The sequence below is a fragment of the Roseomonas sp. 18066 genome, assembly GCF_902706185.1.
In the GTDB taxonomy this organism is placed as follows: Bacteria; Pseudomonadota; Alphaproteobacteria; order Acetobacterales; family Acetobacteraceae; genus Pseudoroseomonas.
Genome location: NZ_CACSJM010000005.1, coordinates 26,256 through 46,498 on the forward strand (window position 1 = coordinate 26,256; position 20,243 = coordinate 46,498).

20 protein-coding genes are annotated in these 20,243 nt (G+C 70.2%); 4 read left to right on the top strand and 16 right to left on the bottom strand.

Annotation, left to right across the window (positions count from 1 at the left end; all coding sequences use genetic code 11):
- Position 1: 1 nt before the first annotated feature.
- A complete protein-coding gene (locus tag GVN67_RS01875) occupies positions 2 to 1,243 on the bottom strand; it encodes an acyl-CoA dehydrogenase family protein (protein ID WP_159992569.1) in 1,242 nt (413 codons plus the stop codon).
- Positions 1,244 to 1,343: 100 nt separating this feature from the next.
- Between GVN67_RS01875 and GVN67_RS01880 the strand changes: the two genes are divergently transcribed.
- Positions 1,344 to 2,342 (top strand): NADPH:quinone oxidoreductase family protein, encoded by a 999-nt coding sequence (locus GVN67_RS01880; protein WP_159992570.1) that lies wholly within the window; start codon positions 1,344 to 1,346, stop codon positions 2,340 to 2,342.
- Here the strand turns inward: GVN67_RS01880 and GVN67_RS01885 are convergent.
- The 13 genes from GVN67_RS01885 to GVN67_RS01945 form a co-directional block, all read right to left on the bottom strand.
- Positions 2,311 to 4,473, bottom strand: coding sequence for an acetate--CoA ligase family protein (locus GVN67_RS01885; RefSeq protein WP_159992571.1), 2,163 nt, complete (start codon positions 4,471 to 4,473; stop codon positions 2,311 to 2,313). The genes GVN67_RS01880 and GVN67_RS01885 overlap by 32 nt on opposite strands.
- A gap of 11 nt (positions 4,474 to 4,484) precedes the next feature.
- Positions 4,485 to 5,468: a branched-chain amino acid ABC transporter permease gene (locus tag GVN67_RS01890; protein WP_159992572.1), complete on the bottom strand. Its 984-nt coding sequence runs from the start codon at positions 5,466 to 5,468 to the stop codon at positions 4,485 to 4,487.
- Entirely contained in the window at positions 5,465 to 6,334 is an 870-nt protein-coding gene (locus tag GVN67_RS01895) for a branched-chain amino acid ABC transporter permease (protein ID WP_159992573.1), read from the bottom strand. Before GVN67_RS01895 ends, GVN67_RS01890 begins: the two co-directional genes overlap by 4 nt.
- Positions 6,331 to 7,059: an ABC transporter ATP-binding protein gene (locus GVN67_RS01900; protein ID WP_159992574.1), complete on the bottom strand. Its 729-nt coding sequence runs from the start codon at positions 7,057 to 7,059 to the stop codon at positions 6,331 to 6,333. The genes GVN67_RS01895 and GVN67_RS01900 overlap by 4 nt, the downstream gene beginning before the upstream one ends.
- A complete protein-coding gene (locus tag GVN67_RS01905) occupies positions 7,056 to 7,838 on the bottom strand; it encodes an ABC transporter ATP-binding protein (protein ID WP_159992575.1) in 783 nt (260 codons plus the stop codon). The genes GVN67_RS01900 and GVN67_RS01905 overlap by 4 nt, the downstream gene beginning before the upstream one ends.
- On the bottom strand, positions 7,835 to 8,980 hold the full coding sequence (locus tag GVN67_RS01910) for an ABC transporter substrate-binding protein (protein WP_159992576.1): 1,146 nt from the start codon (positions 8,978 to 8,980) through the stop codon (positions 7,835 to 7,837). The genes GVN67_RS01905 and GVN67_RS01910 overlap by 4 nt, the downstream gene beginning before the upstream one ends.
- Positions 8,981 to 9,075: 95 nt before the next feature.
- The gene (locus GVN67_RS01915) at positions 9,076 to 10,137 is read right to left on the bottom strand and encodes an SDR family oxidoreductase (RefSeq protein WP_159992577.1); all 1,062 of its coding nucleotides are present in this window, start codon (positions 10,135 to 10,137) and stop codon (positions 9,076 to 9,078) included.
- The gene (locus GVN67_RS01920) at positions 10,134 to 11,090 is read right to left on the bottom strand and encodes a tripartite tricarboxylate transporter substrate binding protein (RefSeq protein ID WP_159992578.1); all 957 of its coding nucleotides are present in this window, start codon (positions 11,088 to 11,090) and stop codon (positions 10,134 to 10,136) included. Before GVN67_RS01920 ends, GVN67_RS01915 begins: the two co-directional genes overlap by 4 nt.
- Before the next feature lie 50 nt (positions 11,091 to 11,140).
- On the bottom strand, positions 11,141 to 11,896 hold the full coding sequence (locus GVN67_RS01925) for a tyrosine-protein phosphatase (protein ID WP_159992579.1): 756 nt from the start codon (positions 11,894 to 11,896) through the stop codon (positions 11,141 to 11,143).
- 1 nt (position 11,897) lies between these two features.
- Positions 11,898 to 12,692, bottom strand: coding sequence for a crotonase/enoyl-CoA hydratase family protein (locus tag GVN67_RS01930; protein ID WP_159992580.1), 795 nt, complete (start codon positions 12,690 to 12,692; stop codon positions 11,898 to 11,900).
- Positions 12,689 to 13,678: an acyl-CoA dehydrogenase family protein gene (locus tag GVN67_RS01935; RefSeq protein WP_159992581.1), complete on the bottom strand. Its 990-nt coding sequence runs from the start codon at positions 13,676 to 13,678 to the stop codon at positions 12,689 to 12,691. Before GVN67_RS01935 ends, GVN67_RS01930 begins: the two co-directional genes overlap by 4 nt.
- A complete protein-coding gene (locus GVN67_RS01940) occupies positions 13,678 to 14,826 on the bottom strand; it encodes an acyl-CoA dehydrogenase family protein (protein ID WP_159992582.1) in 1,149 nt (382 codons plus the stop codon). The genes GVN67_RS01935 and GVN67_RS01940 overlap by 1 nt, the downstream gene beginning before the upstream one ends.
- Positions 14,823 to 16,100, bottom strand: coding sequence for a CaiB/BaiF CoA-transferase family protein (locus GVN67_RS01945; protein ID WP_159992583.1), 1,278 nt, complete (start codon positions 16,098 to 16,100; stop codon positions 14,823 to 14,825). The genes GVN67_RS01940 and GVN67_RS01945 overlap by 4 nt, the downstream gene beginning before the upstream one ends.
- Before the next feature lie 118 nt (positions 16,101 to 16,218).
- Between GVN67_RS01945 and GVN67_RS01950 the strand changes: the two genes are divergently transcribed.
- The gene (locus GVN67_RS01950) at positions 16,219 to 17,031 is read left to right on the top strand and encodes a helix-turn-helix domain-containing protein (protein ID WP_159992584.1); all 813 of its coding nucleotides are present in this window, start codon (positions 16,219 to 16,221) and stop codon (positions 17,029 to 17,031) included.
- A 3-nt stretch (positions 17,032 to 17,034) separates the two neighbouring features.
- Here the strand turns inward: GVN67_RS01950 and GVN67_RS01955 are convergent, their stop codons facing one another.
- A complete protein-coding gene (locus GVN67_RS01955) occupies positions 17,035 to 17,658 on the bottom strand; it encodes a flavin reductase family protein (RefSeq protein ID WP_159992585.1) in 624 nt (207 codons plus the stop codon).
- A gap of 286 nt (positions 17,659 to 17,944) precedes the next feature.
- The gene (locus tag GVN67_RS01960) at positions 17,945 to 18,364 is read right to left on the bottom strand and encodes an NUDIX hydrolase (RefSeq protein WP_235034899.1); all 420 of its coding nucleotides are present in this window, start codon (positions 18,362 to 18,364) and stop codon (positions 17,945 to 17,947) included.
- Between the two features lie 180 nt (positions 18,365 to 18,544).
- Between GVN67_RS01960 and GVN67_RS01965 the strand changes: the two genes are divergently transcribed.
- Both GVN67_RS01965 and GVN67_RS01970 read left to right on the top strand, forming a co-directional pair.
- The gene (locus GVN67_RS01965; RefSeq protein ID WP_159992587.1) at positions 18,545 to 19,189 is read left to right on the top strand and encodes a DUF47 domain-containing protein; all 645 of its coding nucleotides are present in this window, start codon (positions 18,545 to 18,547) and stop codon (positions 19,187 to 19,189) included.
- A 5-nt stretch (positions 19,190 to 19,194) separates the two neighbouring features.
- Positions 19,195 to 20,199: an inorganic phosphate transporter gene (locus GVN67_RS01970; protein WP_159992588.1), complete on the top strand. Its 1,005-nt coding sequence runs from the start codon at positions 19,195 to 19,197 to the stop codon at positions 20,197 to 20,199.
- Positions 20,200 to 20,243 lie beyond the last annotated feature (44 nt).

Consider the following 20,243-nt stretch of genomic DNA (forward strand, 5'->3'; position numbering starts at 1 on the left):
GTCACACGCCCTGCCCCGGCCCGGCATTGCGCGGCGGGCGGTGCTTGTTGAGCTCCATGCGGCCAAGCTGGAAGCGATGCACCTCGTCCGGCCCATCGACGATGCGCAGGGTGCGCGCGATCTTGTACATATAGGCCAGCGGGAAATCCTCGGTGACGCCGCCGCCGCCATGCGCCTGGATCGCCCAGTCGATGACCTGGCAGGCCATGTCGGGCGCCGCCACCTTGATCTCGGCGATCTCAGTGCGCGCGGCCTTGTTGCCGACCATGTCCATGCGCCAGGCGGCGTGCAGCGTCAGCAGCCGGCACTGGTCGATCAGGATGCGCGACTGGGCGATGCGGTCGACCATGACGCCCTGATCCGCCAGCGGCTTGCCAAACGGCCTTCTTTCAAGCGCCCGCTTGCACATCATCGCCAGCGCGCGCTCCGCCAGGCCGATGGCGCGCATGCAGTGATGGATGCGTCCCGGGCCAAGGCGGCCTTGCGCGATCTCGAAGCCGCGGCCCTCGCCGAGAAGGATGTTGCCCACCGGCACGCGGACATCGGTGAAGAAGATCTCGGCATGGCCGTGCGGCGCGTCGTCGAAGCCGAAGACCGGCAGCATGCGGCGGATATCCATGCCCGGCGTACCGCGCGGCACCAGGATCATCGATTGCTGGCGATACTTGTCCGGCGAATCCGGATCGGTCTTGCCCATGACGATGAAGATCTGGCAGCGCGGATCGCCGGCGCCGGAGGACCACCACTTGCGCCCGTTGATCACATAATGGTCACCGTCGCGGGTGATGCGCATCTGGATATTGGTCGCATCGGATGAGGCCACCTCCGGCTCGGTCATCGCGAAGCAGGAGCGGATCTCGCCCGCCAGCAGCGGCTTCAGCCATGTCTCCTTGTGCTCGTCGCTGCCGTAGCGCTCCAGCGTCTCCATGTTCCCGGTATCCGGCGCGGAACAGTTGAAGACCTCGCTGGCCCAGGGATAGGCGCCCATGATCTCGGCCAGCGGCGCGTATTCCAGGTTGGTCAGCCCGGCGCCATGGCTGGAAGCGGGAAGAAACAGGTTCCACAGCCCGGCCTCGCGCGCCTTGGGCTTCAGTTCCTCGACGATCGGCACCGGCTGCCAGCGATCCGGCATGGCCGCGTGCTGCGCGTGATGCGTGTGGTCATTGGGGATGACGTGCTCATCCATGAAGGCCTGCAGCTTCTCGCGCAGCGCCACGACCTTCGCCGAGTAGCTGAAATCCATGCCCGAACTCCTCCCGCCTGATTCATTGTCGATGCAGTGCTGCACGGGCTTGCGCTCTCTGGCAAGCCGGCGCCAGGGTTCTTCCCGGAGGAACCCCGCCATGAAAGCCATTCTCTGCGAGGCCTATGGCCCGCCATCCCAATTGACCCTGCAGGAGATCGACAGCCCCGTCCCCGGCCCCGGCCAGGTTCTGGTGCGCGTCGAGGCCTGCGGCGTGAATTTCCCGGATATCCTGCTGGTGGAGGGCAAGTACCAGCAGAAGCCTTCTTTGCCGTTTGCGCCCGGCGGCGAGATCTGCGGCACCGTGGCGGCGCTGGGCGAAGGCGTGCTGGCGCCGGCCATCGGCAGCCGCGTCGCCGCGCTGATGACCTATGGCGGCTTCGCCGAGGAGGTGGTGCTGGACGCCGCCAGCCTGGTGCCGGTGCCCGATGGCGTCGAGCCCGTCGCCGCCGCCGCGGTCTGCCTCGCCTATGGCACCGTGCTGCACGGGTTGCGCGACCGCGGCGCGCTGCGGCCCGGCGAGACGCTGCTGGTGCTGGGTGCCGCCGGCGGCACCGGCATGGCCGCGATCCAGCTGGGAAAGCTGCTGGGCGCCCGCGTCATCGCCGCTGCCAGCAGCGAGGCCAAGCGCCAGGCCTGCCTCGCCGCCGGCGCCGATGCCGTGGTCGACTACACCGACGCGAACTGGCGCGAGGCGCTGCGCGGACTGACGGAGGGCCGCGGCCCCGACGTGGTCTTCGATCCGGTCGGCGGCGCGGTGGCCGAGCCGGCGCTGCGCTCCATCGCCTGGCGCGGCCGCTACCTGGTCGTGGGCTTCGCCAGCGGCGAGATCCCGCGCCTGGCCTTCAACCTGGCGCTGCTGAAAGGCTGCAGCATCACCGGCGTCTTCTACGGCGACTTCGCCCGCCGCGAGAAGGCAGCGCAGCTGGCGCTGCTGGCCGAGCTCTTCGCCTGGGTGGCCGAGGGCCGGCTGGCACCGCTTGTCTCGGAAAGCTTCCCGCTGGCCCAGGCGGTCGCCGCGCTGGAACGGCTGGCGGCGCGGCAGGCGACGGGCAAGCTGGTGCTGCTCACCCATGCGGCGCCGCCTCCCGCGCAATAAGCGCATCGACGGCCAGCAGCCGCGCGCCGTGGCAGATCACCGGATTGACGTCGATCTCGGCGATCTGCGCGGCCTGGTCGGCGGCGAGCTCCGCCACGCGCTGCACGACGTCCGCCAGTTTCTCCATGTCGACCGCCGGCATGCCGCGAAAGCCCTTCAGCAGCTCCGCGCCGCGCAACCCTTCGAGCAGCCGCCGCGCCTCGGTCCGTGTCACCGGCGCCAACGCGACGGCACTGTCGCGCAGCAATTCAACGAGGATGCCACCCAGCCCGACCACGACCGTGGGACCGAACAACGGATCACGCCGCGCGCCGATGACCATCTCGATGCCCTGCGGCACCATGGGCTGGATGAGAACGCCGTTGATCTGGTCGTCGGTGGTGGCGCGGCGCGCATTGGCCATGACCTCGGCGAAAGCAGCGCGCAGCGCCTGCGCATCGCCGATGTTCAGGCGGATGACGCCCGCCTCGGTCTTGTGCGGTAGAGCCGGGCTCTCGACCTTGATCACCACCGGATAGCCGGTTCGCTCGGCCGCGCGGATGGCTTCCTCCGCGTCAGTGACCAGAACTTCCTCGACGACGGGCACACCATACTCGGCCAACACCGCCTTGGCCTCGCGCTCCGTCAGCACCGGGCCGGCGGCCTGCAGCAGCGCGGCGGCGCGCGACGCCGCCTCGGGGGTGGCGAGACGTTCCACCTGCCGCGGCCCTTCGGCGCGCAAGGCCGCGCGCGCCTGCCAGGCGGCGATGGCGGCCAGGCACCGGTCCATCGAGCGGAACAGGGCGACGCGCGGCTCCGCCTCCGCCTCGCGCGCGCCGGGGCCTTCCAGCCATTGCGTGGTCCAGACGACGCAGGCGGGTTTCTGGTGCTTCTCGGCCAGCTCGCCCAGCATGGCGAAGCGCGGCGTCGCCACGTCATAGGCATAGCCGTTCGGCAGGATCAACGCGCCATAGGCCGGATCGGCCAGCAAGGCGCCAGCGCAGGCGCGCAGCGATTCCGGATCGTTCAAGACCTGCGCGGTGACATCGCAAGGGTTGCGCGCCGAGCCGAAATCCGGAATGCGCGCCGCCAGCACGGCCTGGGCCTCAGCACCTGGCTGCGGCAGCGTCACGCCGCGCACCTCCGCCCGATCCGCCGCCATGATCGCGGAGCCGCCGGATGTCGAGACCACCGCGACGCCCGCCGCCCGCGGCGACGGCGCCTTGGCCAGGAAGCTGGCGCATTCCAGCAACCCTTCGAATCCCTCGACCAGCACCATGCCGGCGCGCGCGAAAGCGGCGCGATAGGTGGCGTCCGACCCCGCCAGCGACCCGGTATGCGACAGCGCCGCCTGCGCCCCCTGCTCGCCGGTGGCCAGCTTATAGACCACCAGCGGCTTGTCCTGCGCCCAGGCGATTTCCGCCGCCTCGATCAGCCGCCGCGGCGCGGCCATGCCCTCGAAGATCAAAGCGATGGCGGAGCAGGCAGGATCCTCGGCCAGCGCGGCGACCAGGTCGGCGACATCGACATCGGCGGAATTGCCGCAGGTCAGCACGCGGCCGATCGACATGCCGGCCTCCACCGCCTGGGCCAGCGCGAAGCCGAGATTGCCCGACTGGCTGACGATGCCGATGGCCGGCCGCGTTGGCGGCGTCGCCGGCTGCGGCACGGCGACGAAGCTGATCTTGGCGCCGCGCGCGTAATCGACCAGCCCGATGCAATTGGGCCCGACCAGCTTCACCCCGCCGCGCTGCGCCATGCCGACCAGCTTCGCCTGCAGCGCGATGCGCTCAGGCCAGCCGGTCTCGGAGAAGCCCGCGGCATAAAGCAGCAGCGCGCCGACCCCGGCGGCGATGCAATCCTGCAGCACGCCCTCCGCCGCCTCCATCGGTGTCGCGGCCACGACCAGATCGGGCACCCCCGGCAAGGCGGCGATCGAGGCGTGGCAAGGAAGATCACCAATCTTGTCGTAGCGGCTGTTGACCAGATGCAGCTGCCCGGAGAAGCCCGCCAGGTTGCGCATGGTGCGCTCGCCGAAGGAGCCCGCCCGGGCCGAGGCGCCGACGATGGCGATGCTCTGCGGGTCCAGCAGCGCGCGCAGATCGGCATGGCGGTAGAGGGCGCGGCGCGGCGCGGGCTGGCTCTCAGGCATCGGCGGGTTCCTCACGGAGATTCCTTGCCCATGGCCGCGCTGGGCAGCGCCGGCGGCCTCAGGCGGGCGAAGAGCAGGGTGAAGGCCGAGGCGAGCCCGCCCGGCAGGAAGGCCAGCGCCACGATCAACGCGCCGCCGAGAATGACGGCGTTGACGTCGCCGCCAAACGACAGGAAACGCTCCTGGCCGATGATCAGCGCCGTGCCCAGCAGCGGGCCGAGCAGCATGCGCTTGCCGATGATCACCACCGCCGTCAGCATCAGCACGAGGAAATAGGTCTCGAACAGATCCGGCCCGACATAGGCGCGCTGATAGGCGTAGAGCCACCCCGCCGCCGCGCTGAACGGCGCCGACAACACGAAGATGCCGAGCCGCACGCGGCGCACATCGATGCCCGACATGGTGGCCAGGCGCGGGTTGAGATGCACCATCATCGCCATGGCGCCGGGGCGCGAGCGGCGGAACTGCCGCACCGCATAGAGCGTGATCAGCAGCAGGCCGAAGGCGAAGGGCCAGAGCTCGGCATCGTTGCGCGCCGTCAGCCGCAGCGGCCCGATCGACAGGTCGAAGGTCGGAATGCCCGAAACCCCATCGGAGCCGCCGAGGAAGTTCCAGTTATGCGCCAGCGCCGCCGCCACCACCGTCGCCGCATAGGTGACGAGCGAGAAGACAAATTCGCGCAGCCGCAGCGTGATCAGCCCGAGCAGCAGGGCGATGGCGACGCCCGCCAGCAGCGCGGCGCCCAGCGTCGTCCAGGACCCTGCGCCGGCACGCGTCGCCAGCAGCCCCGTGGCATAGGCGCCGGCCGCGAAGAAGACGGTATGCGCCAGGCTTACCTCGCCGAGATCGGACAGCACGATGTCGAGGCCATAGGCTGCGACAGCAAGGATGGCGATGATGGTGAATGCGCCATGCAGCGCCGGCACCTGCCCGGGCAGAAGGAACAGCAGCGCGGCCGCGACCAGCAGACCCGCGAGGCGGAGCGGACCGCTCATCGCCCGGCCCTCGCGCCGAGGGCGAAGCCGCCCGGCCGCAGAACCAGCACCAGGATCAGCAGCCCGAAGGCCGCGGTGCTGGCATAGGCCGGCGAGACGAAGCCGCCGAACAGCGCGGTGAACATGCCCAGCGCCACGCCCGCGACATAGGAGCCGCCGACCGAGCCGATGCCGCCGAGCACGACGACGACGAAGGTGATGATCACCTCTTCGAAGCCGATATTGGTCAGGATCGGCGTGCGTGGCGCCACCAGTGCGGCGGCCAACGCGACGGCCGCCCCTTCGAAGGCGAAAACAGAAAAATAAACGCGGCGGACATCGATGCCGGCCAGCTGCGCCAGCTTCGGATCTTCCGCCACCATGCGCGCGGTGCGACCCAGCGCGCCACGCTCCAGCCCGAAGCGAAGCAGCGCGAAAACGGCGATGGCGGTGACGATGATCATCAGGTCCTGCGCGGTGACCCAGGCGCCGCCGAGCTCGAAGTCGATGAAGCTCAGCGGCGTCTCCAGCACCTGCGGGTTGCCGCCGAAGACCAGGCCGGCGACGCCGCGCATCACATGGCCGAAGCCCAGCGTGACGATCATGATCGAGACCAGGTCCTGCTCGAAGGTCAGGCGCAGCATCGCCGCCTGCATGATCAGCCCCAGCAGCAGCCCGGCGCCGATGGCGACGGCAATGGCCAGCGGATAGGGCAGGCCGAGCCGCGCCACCGCCCACCAGGTGACGAAGGCGCCGAGCATGTAGATCTGGCCATGCCCGAAATTGACCAGCCGCGCGACGCCAAGCAGCACGGTCCAGCCGATGGCGACCAGCGCATAGGCATGGCCGAGGATCAGCCCGTTGATCAGATGCTGCAGCAGGTTCATGCCACGGCCTCCCCGAGATAGGCCTGCAGGATTCGCGGATCGTCGCGCATGGTGGCGACCGGGCCTTCCGCCAGGATGCGGCCGCGCTCCAGCAGCACCAGGCGGTCGACAACCTCGATGGCGGCACGCAGATTCTGCTCGACCAGAAGAACAGAAAGCTTCGGGCCGACCAGGCTGCGCACCTGGCGCAGCACCTCGGTCACCAGCTTCGGCGCCAGGCCGATCGAGGGCTCGTCGAGCAGCAGCACCGAGGGCCCGAGACGCAGCGCGCGGGCGATGGCCAGCATCTGTCGCTCGCCGCCCGACAGCGCCGAGGCCAGGTGATGCAGTCGTTCTTTCAGTCGCGGGAACAGCGCATAGATCTCGTCCAGCGAGTGGGCGGGGCGGTCGCTGCCATCCAGCGGGCCGGCCGCCGCGAGATTTTCCTCGACGGTCAGCCGCATGAAGACGGCGCCGCCTTCCGGCACCAGCGACAGCCCGCGCGCCACCCGCGCATGGGTGGGCATGGCCGAGACATCCTCGCCACGCACGAAGACCTCGCCATCGATGCGCGGCTTGCCGCGCGACCAGCCGAGCAGCGCATTGACCAGCGTCGACTTGCCCGCGCCATTGGCGCCGACCACGCCGACCAGCTCGCCCGGCGCCAGCACCAGGTGCGGGATCTCCAGCGCGCGATGCCCGGCATAGGCGACGCGCAAGCCCCGCGCTTCCAGCAGCGGCGTCATGCGGCGCGTCCCAGATAGGCTTCGAGCACGCGCGCATCGGCCTGGACCTCGCGCGGCGTGCCGCTGGCCAGCATGCGGCCCTGCTCCAGCACGACGATGCGGTCGGCCAGCTGCATGATCAGGTCCATATGATGCTCGATCACCACCAGCGCCGCGCCGCGGTCGCGCAGGCGCCGCAGCAGCGTGGCCAGCCGCGCCATGTCGGCGCCGCCGAGGCCCGCCGCCGGCTCGTCCAGCATCAGCACCCGCGCGCCGCGGCCCCAGGCGAGCGCGATGGACAGCATGCGCTGGCTGCCATAGGGGATGTTGCCCGGGCGCAGCGCATGCATGCCGCGCGGCACGCCAAACTCCTCGAGCAGCGCCGCGGCTTCCTGCTCCAGCGCGGCGCGCGCCCGCGCCTCGCGCCAGGGCAGCAGCAGGCTGGCGAGCAACCCGCTGCCGGCGTCGCGCTGCAGCACGGCGATCATGTTGTCGCGCACCGTCAGCCCGGCGAAGAAGGCATTCTGCTGGAAGGCGCGCTTCAACCCCCGCGCCGCCAGGCCATGCGCCGGGACGGCGGTGACCTCGACGCCCTCCAGCCAGACGCGGCCGCTGCGCATCGCCAGATGCGTGGCCGCGTCGTAGCAGGAGCTCTTGCCGGCACCGTTGGGGCCGATGATGCCGAGGATCTCGCCGGCCGACACCTGCCAGCTGACATCCTGCAGCGCCACCAGCGCGCCGTAGCGCACGCCGAGCCCCTCGACCCGCAGCAGCGGACCGGCGGTGCCGGCGCCGGTCATGTGCGAACCTCGATCTTGCCGTCCTTCACGGTGAAGAGATGGTGGCTCGACTGCATCTGCCCGTCGGCGCTGAAAGAGACATCGCCGAAGACAGTATCCTTGAAGCTGCCGCCGCGGATGCGCCGCGCGATGGCCTCGCGCTCCAGCGTCTTCAGCTCATTCGCCGCCGCCGCCCAGACCTGCAGCGCCGCGGCGCCCAGCGCCATGAACTTGTCCGGCGTGTACTTGATCGATTCCTCGGCGCGCTTGACGAAACGCTGGTTCACCGGGTTGGAGGCGAAGGGCTCGACATTCGGAAAGTAGATGTCGGCGCCGATGATGCCATTGGCGGCCTCGCCCGCGACGCTGATGACGCTGGGCGCGACGGTGCCGACGGCGGTGACGAAATCGCCGCGGATGCGCATCTGCCGCGCCTGGCGGATCAGCGCCGGCAGGCCAGAACCTTCATTGGCGTTGATCGCCACCACGGCATCGGCATTCGCGCCGCGCACATTGGTCAGCGCCACGCGGAAATCGGCCTGGGCGAAGGGGAATTTCTCTTCGCCCACCTTTTCCCAGACATGGCCGATAGCCTGCAGCTGCGCCTCGATCGAGGCCTGGGCGCCATTGCCATAGGCGTCGTTCTGGGTGAGGAAGGCGATGCGCTTCGCCCCCGTCGCCTTCAGATGCTCGGCGATAACGCGGCCATCCTGGGCGTTGGAGGAATTCAGCCGCACCGCCAGCGGATTTCCGCCGCCGGTCAGGATCGGATCGGCCTTGGACACGGCGGTGATGTCCAGCACGCCGGCGCGCGCGATCACCGTCTGCGTCGCCAGCGTCACCGGGCTGTTCCAGCCTTCGATGATGACGGACACGCCTTCGGCGATCAGCTCGTTGGCGCGGCTGACGCCGACAGCGGGCGTCGATTCATCGTCGCGCTTGATGATCTGCACCGGACGGCCCAGCACGCCGCCGGCCTCGTTGACCATGGCCGCGGCGATCTCGATCGCCTGGGTCACGTGCTGCCCCTGCGGCGCGGCGCCGCCGCTGAGCGGGAACAGCGCGCCGACCTTGATCGGATCGGCCGCGTAAAGCCGGGCGGGGGCCGCCAGCACGAAAGCACCGGCCGCCGTCACCCGCAGCAACTGCCTGCGAGACGTCATCCTCTGGACCTCCTCCTGCGCGACCGTTTTCTTGTCGGTACGGTTCGCTGTCGAGCATGGTGCCGCGCCGGAAGCGCGGATGGCAATCCTCTTCCTCAGCGCGGCAGGATTCGCGACTCCTGCAGATGCCGCAGCCACCATTCCAGCATGGCGGCGCTGTCGATGCAGTCGCCGAAGCCGGCCTGGCGGATCTTGATGGTGCTGACCAGCGAGGCGACCTGGTCCTCGCGGCTGAAGGCGAAATCGGCGAATTGCCAGGACGCGCCGACCAGCGTCTCCAGGCTGTGCGGCGCCAGGCCATGGCGCTCGATCATGCGCTGCCACAGCGGCGCCTTGTCGCTCATGATGATCGGCAGCGACATCGGCTGCGGCGCGCCCATCTCCATGCCGAAGACCTTGGCCACGACAGGAAAGATGCCGCGCCAGGTCATGGCGTCGCCATTGGTCACGTTGAAGATCTGGTTCGCCGCCGCGGGCGTGCCGCCAGCCCAGGCGATGGCGGCGGCGAGGATGCGCGCATCGGTCACCTCGGTGATGCGGTCGCCCTTGCCCGGATAGACTAGCGGCAGGCCGAGCTCGCGGCTGATCGCGGCATAGGCGCCGACCGCGGTCAGCAGGTTCATCGCGCTGCCCAGCGCCAGACCGATCACCGCCTGCGGCCGGAAGATGGTCCAGTCCCAGCCGCTGCCCGGCTGGCGCGCGCGGATGTCGTCTTCCTGCGCCCAGTAGAAATTCGGATGGATGTGGCGCGGCGCATCCTCCTTGCCGGGGATCGGCATCTGGCCGAGATGCACGCCATAGGCCTTGGTGCCTTGCAGCAGCGCGACATGCCGCAGCCCCTGCCCTTCCAGCGCGTCGAGGCAGTTGCGCAGCATGGCGCGGTTGACCGCCATCTGCTCGGTGGCCAGCCAGCCACCGCGCAGGTCGGGCATTTCCTGCAATGCGCCATAGACCAGATGCGTGACGCCCAGGCCGGACAGCGCCGTCTTCGTCGCCGTCGCGTCGGCAAGGTCCACGGACAGGAACTTTGCCGTCGACGCGAAATCCGGCGCGCGGCGGGACAGGCCGATCACCTCGACGCCGGCCTCTTCATAATGGCGCAGCGCGGCGCGGCCGACCAGGCCCAGCGCGCCGGCGACCAGGATGCGGCTGCTCATTCGCGCTTGCCCGCCAGCCGCGCCACCACCGGCCGCCAGCGCTCGGCCTGCTGCGCCAGGAAGGTCGCGAAGTCATCCGGAGAGCCGCCGGCGACGAATTGTCCTTCGGCCAGCAGCCGGTCGCGCAGCTCGGTCGATTGCAGCGCACGCAGCGCCACGGCGTTGAGGCGGTTAATGGCGGCGGCCGGCGTGCGCGCCGGCGCCAGCAGGCCGAACCAGGTCTGCACCACCATGTCGGGGCCGAGCTCGGAGAAGTTCGGAATTTCCGGCGTCACCGCCAGCCGCTCCTCGCCGGTCCAGCCGATGATGCGGCCGCGGCCCGAGCGATGCGCCGCCAGGCCCGAGCTGCCGCCAACGACGATGACATCCAGCGTGCCGCCCATCAGGTCGTTGAGCTGCTGCGCATCGCCGCGATAGGTGATTTCCTGCATGCGCATCTTCATGCCTTCCAGCACGGCGACGGCAGCCAGGTTGTTGAAGCTGGTCGGCCCGTTCGAACCGTAGTTCATCGATCCGTTGCGGCTCTGCGCCAGCTTGACGAAGTCGGCGATGGTGGTGGGCAGGCCGTTGCGCACCACCACCGCGAAGGGCAGCTTGGTCACCAGCACGATCGGGGAAAAGTCCTCCGACTTGTAGGGCAGGCGGTCGGGCAGCAGCGGGTTCAGCGTCAGCGTGGTGCCCGAGGCCATCAGGATGGTGTGGCCATCGGGCTGGGCGCGGGCCACGGCCTCGGCGCCGATCACCGTCTGCGCGCCGGGCTTGTTGTCGACCAGCACCGGCTGGCCGAGCAGCGGCGCCATGCCCTCGGCCATCATGCGCGCGGCGACGTCGGTGGCCCCGCCCGGCGGGAAGGGCACGATGATGGTCACCGGCCGCGTCGGGAAATCGGCGGCCGCGGCGGGCAGGGCCAGCAGCAGGGCGGCCAGGCTCGCGAAAAGCTTCCTCCTCAGCATCCTTTTCTTCTCCTCCCTGTGGGCCGGCCGCTGCGTGGCGACCCGCTCCGTTATTCGAGTAGTTTTTGTCGTAGGGCGCGCAGCCGCGTCGCATCGAGGCCCAGCGAGGCCTCGGCAAAATCGTCGATCGAATCGTGGCCCGACAGCGCGCGTTCCAGCGCGGCCTCCAGCAGCGGCGCATGGGCGCGCATCAGCGTCTGCGCCACCTCCGGCGCGGTGCCGGGCGGGAAGACGCGCTCGCTGCGCCACAGCCCGTTGGTCGCCAGATAGTCTTGCATCACCGTGGCGCGCGGCACGCCCAGCAAGGTCAGCAGCAGCGCGGCGCCGAAGCCGGTGCGGTCCTTGCCCGCCGAGCAATGGAACAGCAGCGGCAGGCGATCCGCCTCCAGCATCGTCGCGAACAGCGCACGATAGACGGGCAGCTTCGCTGTCGCATAGGCGGTGTAAGCCTGCGCCAGCAGCGAAAAGACATCTTCGCCGGTGGCCTGGCCGCGCTCCAGGATATCGCGCAGCGAGGCGCCGACGGTGGGCTCGATCGGCATCGGCACAGCGGTCACGCCGTCTGGCAAGCGGCTCGGCGCGCGTTCGGCTTCGTGCAGCCCGCGCAGGTCGCAGACCGTCCTCAACCCCAGCGCGCCGACCGTCGCCAGATCGTCGTCGGTCAGGCCAGCGAGGGCCGCGGAACGGAACACCAGGCCGAAACGCATGCGGCGTCCATCGGCGGTGGCATAGCCGCCCAGGTCGCGCAGATTCGTCGCACCCTGCAGCGCGATCACCCGCGGCAGCGTGCCGAGGCCAGCGGACATGTCAGCGGCCCTTGAACTCAGGGCGGCGCTTGTCGAACCAGGCATCCACCGCCTCGCGATGGTCCTCGGTCGAATGCGCCAAAGCCTGGTAGGCGGCGGAGAGCTCCAACAGGGACGACAGCCGCATGTGCTGGCCTTCGCGCAGCAGCCGCTTGGTCATGCGCAGCGCCTGGGGCGGGTTGCGCGCGATGCGGCCGGCCAGCGCCCGGGCGGCGGGCAGCAGCTCCTCGTCGGGGACGATGCGGGAGATCAGGCCACAGGCCAGCGCCGCCTCGGCATCCAGCCGGTCGCCGGTGAAGGCCATCTCGGCGGCCATGCTCTGGCCGACGGCGCGCGGCAGCAGCCAGGCGCCGCCATCGCCAGGAACGATGCCGACACTGACAAAGCTTTCGGCATAGGACGACGATGCGGCGCCGATGCGGATGTCGCACATGCAGGCCAGGTCGAGCCCGGCGCCGATGGCCGGGCCGTTCACCGCGGCGATGGTCGGCACGTCCAGCTCATACAGCGCCAGCGGGATCTTCTGGATGCCGCGGCGGTAGCTGTCGCGGATCTCGGCGGGCGGCATGCCGTAGCGGGCGCGCATCGACTTCAGGTCGCCGCCGGCGGAGAAAGCGCTGCCGGCGCCGGTCAGGATCACGGCGCGCACATCGGGCTCGGCGGCGATACGGGCGCAGGCCTCGGTGAAGGCCTCGGTGCTGCCGCCTTCGATAGACAGGGCGTTGCGCTTCTCGGCGGCGTTCATCGTCAGGGTGACGATGGGGCCGTCGCGCTCGAAGAGAAGAAAGTCGCTCATGCCGTCTCCTGCGGCGCCAGCTTCTGGCGCACGAAATCAAGCGTGCCGGCAAAGTCCACCGGCGCCTCGGCCAGAAAGGCGCGGCCCAGCCAGCCGGCCCAATAATCGGCGCTGCCATAGAGCGCGCGGCCCTGCAGCAGGCGCGACGTCGACAGATGCAGCTCCAGCTCCTCGGTGATGCCGATGGCGCCGTGCACGGCATGGGCGATGCCGGCGGCCTCGCGCGCCGCCAGGCCGATGCGGGTCTTGGCCACGGCGACGCGGGCACGGTCCAGGCCCAGCGGCCCGTCGCCGCCGCCCAGGCTGCCCAGCTGCGCCGCCATGCGCGCGGCGAAGACTTCCTCCGTCAGCACCGACAGCTGCTGCTGCACCGCCTGGAAGCCGGCGACGGGCCGGCCGAACTGCTGTCGCACCGTGGCATGCGCGATGCTGGACTCCAGGATCTTTTCCAGCGCCCCCGCCATGGCGGCGGATTCCAGCCAGGCGCCGAGCAGCAGCCAATCGGCCTCCGGCACCTTCTGGCCGATGCTGGCTTCGGGCCATTCCAGACGGCGCTCGAAGGGCGCGGCGGCGCCGGTTTCCTGGGCATCGGCCAGCGGCAACAGCGACAGATCGCCGGGCAGGATCGCCCATTCGGCCGGGCGCTGCGCCGGGATGCGGGCCTGCAGGGGGGCCTCGACGGGCATGGCGATCAGCACCGGGCCGGGCGGCGTGGCGGCGCCGAGCAAAGCGCGGGCGACAGCGGTTTCGCCAATCGGCAGCGGCACGGAGAAACGGCCCGCGGCCAGCAGGACCGGCAGGAATTCGGCCGGGGTCAGGCCAGCGCCGCCCTCGGCCTCGGGGCGCAGCGCGTCGAGGAAGCCGGCCTCCTCGACCTTGGCCCAGAGCCCGTCATCGGCGCCGCCGCCGCGCAGCCGCCGGACCAGCGCCGGCGGGCAGTGGCGGGAGAACAGCTCGCCAGCGGCTTCGGCCAGCAGGTCCTGCATCAGCGCAACCCCATGCCGCGCGCGATCATGCCGCGCAGGATCTCGCGCGTGCCGCCGCGCAGCGAATAGGACGGCGCCATGGCCGCGGTATAGGCCAGCACCCGCAGCAGCCCGGGCGGCGGCGCGGCGTCGGGGTCGGCGCCCAGCGCCTCGGTCAGCAGCGCCGGGATGGCCTGCTCGAAGCTGGTGCCAAGGTCTTTTACAAGTGCCGCCTCGACGATGGGGCTGTCTCCCGCCACGAGCCGCGCCGTGACCGCCACCGACAGCGCCCGCAAGGTGGCGAGCTCAGCCAGCAGCCGGCCCAGCAGGCGTTCGGTGCCGGCATCGGCGCCGCGCTCGCGCAGGTAGTTGGCCCAACAATCCAGCAGGACAGCAGACGAAAAGATACGCTCGGGGCCGCTGCGCTCGAAGGCGAGCTCGGCATTGACCTGGGCCCAGCCGGCGCCTTCCGCGCCGATCAGCGCGTCCTCGCCCAGCAGGACGTCCTCGAAGACAACTTCGGAAAAATGCGCCTCGCCGGCCAGGTCGCGGATCGGGTTGATGGTGACCCCCGGCAGCGACAGGTCGACGATGACCTGGGACAGGCCATTCTGGCGGTCGGCCGAGCTGCCGGAGGTGCGGACCAGCGCGATCATGAACTGCGCGTGCTGGGCGTGGGTGGTCCAGATCTTGGCGCCGTTCAGCCGCCAGCCCTTCCCTTCGGGCACGGCGCGCGTCGTCACGCTGGCCAGGTCGGAGCCGGCATTGGGCTCGCTCATGCCGATGCAGAAGAAGGAAGTGCCGGAAACGATCTTCGGGATGTGGAAGCGGCGCTGCGCCTCGCTGCCGAAGCGCAGGATCAGCGGGCCGCTTTGCCGGTCGGCGATCCAATGCGCGGCGACCGGGGCGCCGGCGGCCAGCAATTCCTCCACCAGCACATAGCGGGCGAAGGGGCCGCGGCCGGCGCCGCCATATTCCACCGGGAAGGTCAGGCCGAGCCAGCCGCGCCCGGCCAGCGCCCGGCTGAAGCCGGCATCGAAGCCCATCCAGGAGCGGGCCCGGCGCTCGGGGGCGATCGACGGGATGCGCGCGCGCAGGAAGTCGCGGATCTCTCCCCGAAAGGCTTCGTCGGCGGCGGGGATGCTGCCGAGGGCCAGGGCGCCGATCACGACAGCGCCTCCGCCGCCAGCGGATCCAGCCCGATGACGCCGCGTGCCGCCAGGGCGGCGATGGCGGTCGCATCCAGCCCCAGCGCGGCGGACAGCACGGCAGCCGTGTCCTGCCCCAGCCGCGGCGGCGCCAGGCGGTAGCTCGGCGGCGTCGCGGAAAACTGCGTCGGGAAGCCGATGACGGTGACCGGCGTGCCGTCATCCCGCGTCATCGATTGCAGCAGCCCGCGGGCCGCGATCTGCGGATTGGCCAGGATCTGGTCGATGGAGTGGATCGGGCCGCCAGGGACGCCGGCCTCGGCCATGGCGGCCAGCAGATCCGCGGCCTTCCAGGGGGCGATGGCGGCGGCGAGCTGCACCTCCAGCGCGCGGCGGTCGCGGCTGCGGCCGGCATTGCTGGCGAAGCGCGGGTCGGCGCCGATCTCGGGCTTGCCCAGCAGCCGGCACAGCGCCTGGAATTGCCCGTCGGTACCGCAGGCAACGAGCAGATAGTCGTCGCTGCAGGCGAAGTCGCGATAGGGCACGACATTGGGGTGGTCGTTGCCCAGCCGCTGCGGCACGGCGCCGCCGACCAGGAAATTCATCGCCTGGTTGACCAGCACGGCGACCTGGCTGTCGAGCAGCGCGCAATCCAGCCATTGCCCCTGCCCGCTCGCCGCGCGGTGGTTCAGCGCCGCCAGGATGGAGACCGCGGCATAGAGGCCGGTGAACAGGTCGCTGACCGGCAGGCCGACCTTCATCGGCCCGGCGCCGGCGACGCCCTCCGGGCGGCCGGTGATGCTCATCAGCCCGGACATGCCCTGGATCAGGAAGTCATAGCCGCCGCGCTTGGCGTAAGGGCCGGTCTGGCCGAAGCCGGTGACCGAGCAATAGATCAGCCGGGGATTGGCGGCGCGCAGCGTCTCGGCATCGAGGCCGAAGCGGGCGAGCGCGCCGACGCGGAAATTTTCCACGACCACATCGGCCTGCAGCGCCAGCTGCTTCACCAGCGCAGCACCTTCCGGCTGGGAAAAGTCGATGGCCAGCGACTGCTTGTTGCGGTTGGCGCAGAAAAAATAGGCGGCGTCGGGTTGCGGGGCGGTGTCTTCCACGAAGGGCGGGCCCCAGCGGCGGGTGTCGTCGCCGCGGCCGGGCTGCTCGACCTTCAGCACCTCGGCGCCCAGGTCGCCCAGGATCTGCGAGGCCCAGGGCGCCGCCAGCACGCGCGACAGGTCCAGCACCTTCAGCCCGGCCAACGCCATCGGACGCGCGCCATCGCCTTCCGCCTGGGCCATGCGGCCTTCTCTCCCCTGGTCGTTTCATTGGTTGAAATTCTATTTCAGACAAACTATGGCATGGGGCGCGGCGCGGCGGGAAGCCCCAATCGGCGCCGCCGCCAGGAGAAGGACGTGCATGGCCTCCTATGAGCCGGTCACCGCCCTGCTGCGCGGGCTGGAGGTGCTGCGGGCGGTCAACCGCCTGCCGGTCGCCAGCGTGCGGGAAATCCACCGCCAGACCGGGCTGAACCAGCCGACCGTGGTGCGCATGCTGGAGACGCTGATGCATGCCGGCTTCGTCACCCGCGACGGGCAGCAGGCGGTGTATCGCCCGACGGGACGGACGCTGGAGCTCGGCGCCGGCTATGTCCTGCATCGCGAGGTGGGGGAGGTCGCCTCGCCGATCATGTCGGCGCTGCGGCGCCAGGTGGGGTGGCCGTCCGATGTCGCGGTCTTCGACGGCGACGCCATGGTGGTGGCCCATACCAGCCGCGGCGAGGGCCGTTTCCTGTTCGAACGACGCCAGGGCTATCGCGCGCCGATCCTGGCGACCTCGCTCGGGCTTTCCTTCCTGGCCTTCAGCGATGACGGGCACCGGGCGCAGGCGCTGGCCCTCGCCGCGCGCTCGCCCGAGCCCTGGAACGACGCGGCCCGCCATCCCGGGCGCGCCGAGGCGCTGTTCGCAAAGATCCGGGAGGACGGCTTCGCCGTGATGGACGAGGCCTATGCGCTGCGAGAGTACAGCGGGCTGGCCAGCTCGATCGGCGTGCCGGTGATGGTCGGCGGCCGGGCGCGCGCCGCGGTCAACCTGATGTATCTGCGCGAGGCGATCGACCGCGACGATGCTGCCACCCGGCTGCTGCCGGTGCTGCGCGAGGCGGCGGAGGAATTGGCCAAAGTCTTCGCCGGGCTGAATGCCGGCATCTGGCCCGCCCCCGCCGCGCGCTGAGCGCTACTTCGTCGGCCGCACCATGTCGAAGCGGTTGTCCGGGCCGATGGCGGCATAGGCGGTCGGGCCGCCGGCGCGCATGACGACGCCGGAGTTGAAGGTGTCGTAGATGCCGTCCTTCAGCAGGTGGCTGGCGATATGCACGGCCACCACCTCGGCCAGCACCAGCCAGCCGGCGGCGGGGCGGCCGTCATGGCCCTTCAGGTCGATGACGTCGCAGACCTTGCATTCGAAGCTGACCGGGCTTTCGGCGACGCGGGGCGCGGCGATGGTCCGCGAGGCCACCGGCGTCAGCCCGGCATGGGCAAATTCATCCTGGCCATAGGGCAGCGGGGCGCAGGTCAGGTTCATCGCCTCGGCCAGGTCGCGGGTCACCAGGTTCCAGGCGAATTCCCGGGTCTCCCGCGCGTTGCGCAGGCTGTCCTTCGGCGCATGCGTCGTGGAGAAGCCGATGATCGGCGGCGTGTAGCAGAAGGCGTTGAAGAAGCTGTAGGGCGCCAGGTTCAGCGAACCATCGGTGCCTTTGGTCGAAATCCAGCCGATCGGGCGCGGCCCGACAATGGCGTTGAAGGGGTCGTGCGGCAGGCCATGGCCTTTGGCGGGCTCGTAGAAATAGCTGTCGGTCATCGGGGCGGCGCCTTCTTGCGGTCGGGGCGCAGCCTGCCCTGGCCGGGGCGCGATGGCGAGAGCCTGGTCAGGATGGCGCCGCGCGGGGCGATCCTTCGCAAGCGACGCGCTGCAGCCGCGCCAGGCGGCTTTCCTGCGGGAGCTGGCGGGGCTCTGGCCAGTCTTCGGCCAGGAGGTCCTCGCGGTGTTCCGGAGCGGCACCGGCGCGCCCGCCATGCCGCGCGACCTGGAACGGCGGCGGCGCAAGGCAACCGGGGGAGAGCACGCCAGCCTCGGGGCCGCCTGGCTAGAGGCTGAAGTCGCGCAACAGCACGGCAAGCTCCGGCTCGATCACCCGATCGGCGGCCTCGGCCAGGCTGAACCATTCGGTCTCGCGCTCGGCGCGCTCGGGCCAGTCCTCGAGCTGGTGCTCGACCCAGAGCGGGAAGACGCCGACCGTGCAGGGCACGAAGCGGCCATCGCGCAATTCCTTGTCGTAATGGTATTCGCCGACAGAGAGCAGCTCCATGCGGCCGCGCAGCCCGGCCTCCTCGAAGGCCTCCTTGGCGGCGAGCTCATGCGGGCAGAGGCCGGGCTCGGCCCAGCCCTTGGGCAGCACCCAGCGCCGGGTGCGCCGGCTGGTCAGCAGCATCACCTGCAGCTCGGGGCCCTGCCGGCGCAGCGGCAGGGCGGCGTATTGCCGGCCACCCAGGGTCTTGTCGGCCACCGACGTCTTGTCCCGGATGGGCTTCGCGGTATCTGTCATCGAACTGACATAATAGTGCTATGGAGGCGCTTGGTGAAGGGCGGTCGGAAGGACAACCTCCGATTGCATTACATCGGGTGCATGTCGATTTACATGACCGATTCATGACAGTACGGTTACCCGCGCCGGGAGAGCTCGCGCATGCTTCATTGGTTCCGCCGGCTGATGCCGCGCGAGGAGCGGTTCTTCGAGATGTTCGCCCGCCATGCGGATTGCGTGGTGCGCGGGGCGGAGGCGCTGCGCGGCATGCTGGAGGGCGGCGAGGCGGTGCAGCGCTACTTCCCCGCCGTGCTGGCCGCCGAGGATGAGGCCGATGCGGTGACGCGGGAGGTGGTGCAGGCGGTGCGCCGCACCTTCGTCACGCCCTTCGACCGCGGCGACATCCAGGCGCTGATCGGGCGGATGGACGACACGGTCGACCAGATGAAGAAGACCGCCAAGGCCATCGTCTTCTTCGAGATGGCGGAGTTCGACGCCGACTACCAGCGGATGGGCGACCAGGTGCTGCGCGCGGCGACGCTGCTGCGCGAGGCGGTGCCGCTGCTGGCGCGGATCAGCGCCAATGCCGGGCCGATCGGCGTGGTCTGCGAGGCGATCCGCCAGGTCGAGGGCGAGGCCGACGACATCCACGATGCCGGCGTCACCGCGCTGTTCCGCCAGGCGCAGCCCGACCAGGTGCTGCGCTTCATCGCGGCGCGGGAGGTGTTCGACCTGCTGGAGAAGACGGTCGACCGCTTCGACGATGCGGCGAACGAGATCGAGACCATCGTCGTCGAGCACGTGTGACGGGCATGGACGCCACCCTCGCCCTGCCGCTGCTGATCGGGCTGATCGGCGTGGCGCTGCTGTTCGATTTCCTCAACGGGCTGCATGACGCGGCGAATGCCATCGCCACCATCGTCTCCACCCGGGTGCTGCGGCCGCAATATGCCGTGCTCTGGGCGGCCTTCTTCAACTTCATCGCCTTCCTTTTCTTTGGCCTGCATGTGGCCGGCACGATCGGGACGGGGATCGTCGAGGCGGGGATCATCGATCCGGCGGTGATTTTTTCTGCCCTCATGGGGGCGATCGCCTGGAACCTGATCACCTGGGGCTTCGGCATCCCCTCCTCGAGCTCGCATGCGCTGGTCGGCGGCATCCTGGGCGCGGGGACGGTGAAGGCCGGGTTCGGGGTGATCGTCTGGTCGGGGCTGGGCAAGACGCTGGCGGCGATCGTGCTGTCGCCGCTGGTCGGGCTGCTGCTGTCGCTGCTGCTGGTGCTGGTGGTGTCCTGGGTCTTCGTGCGGCAGACGCCCTTCGTGGTCGATAGCAGCTTCCGCATGCTGCAATTCGTCTCGGCCTCGCTCTACTCGCTCGGGCATGGCGGGAATGACGCGCAGAAGACGATGGGGATCATCGCCGTGCTGCTCTATTCGCAAGGCATGACGGGGGGTGAGTTCCATGTGCCGCTGTGGGTGGTGCTGTCCTGCCACACGGCGATGGGGCTGGGCACGCTGATGGGCGGCTGGCGCATCGTGCACACGATGGGGTCGAAGATCACGCGGCTGACGCCGATGCAGGGGTTCTGCGCCGAGACCGGCGGCGCGATCACGCTGTTCGTGGCGACGGGGCTGGGGATTCCGGTGTCGACGACGCATACGATCACGGGTGCCATCGTGGGTGTCGGCGCCGCGCGGCGCGCTTCCGCGGTGCGCTGGGGCGTTGCCGGCAATATCGTGATCGCCTGGGTGGTGACCTTGCCGGCCGCCGCCCTGGTCGCCGCCGTGACCTATCTGGTGGTGGATCTGCTTGGCTGATTGGCCAGAAAAAAGAAGGGGTCCAGGGGAATTCATTCCCCTGG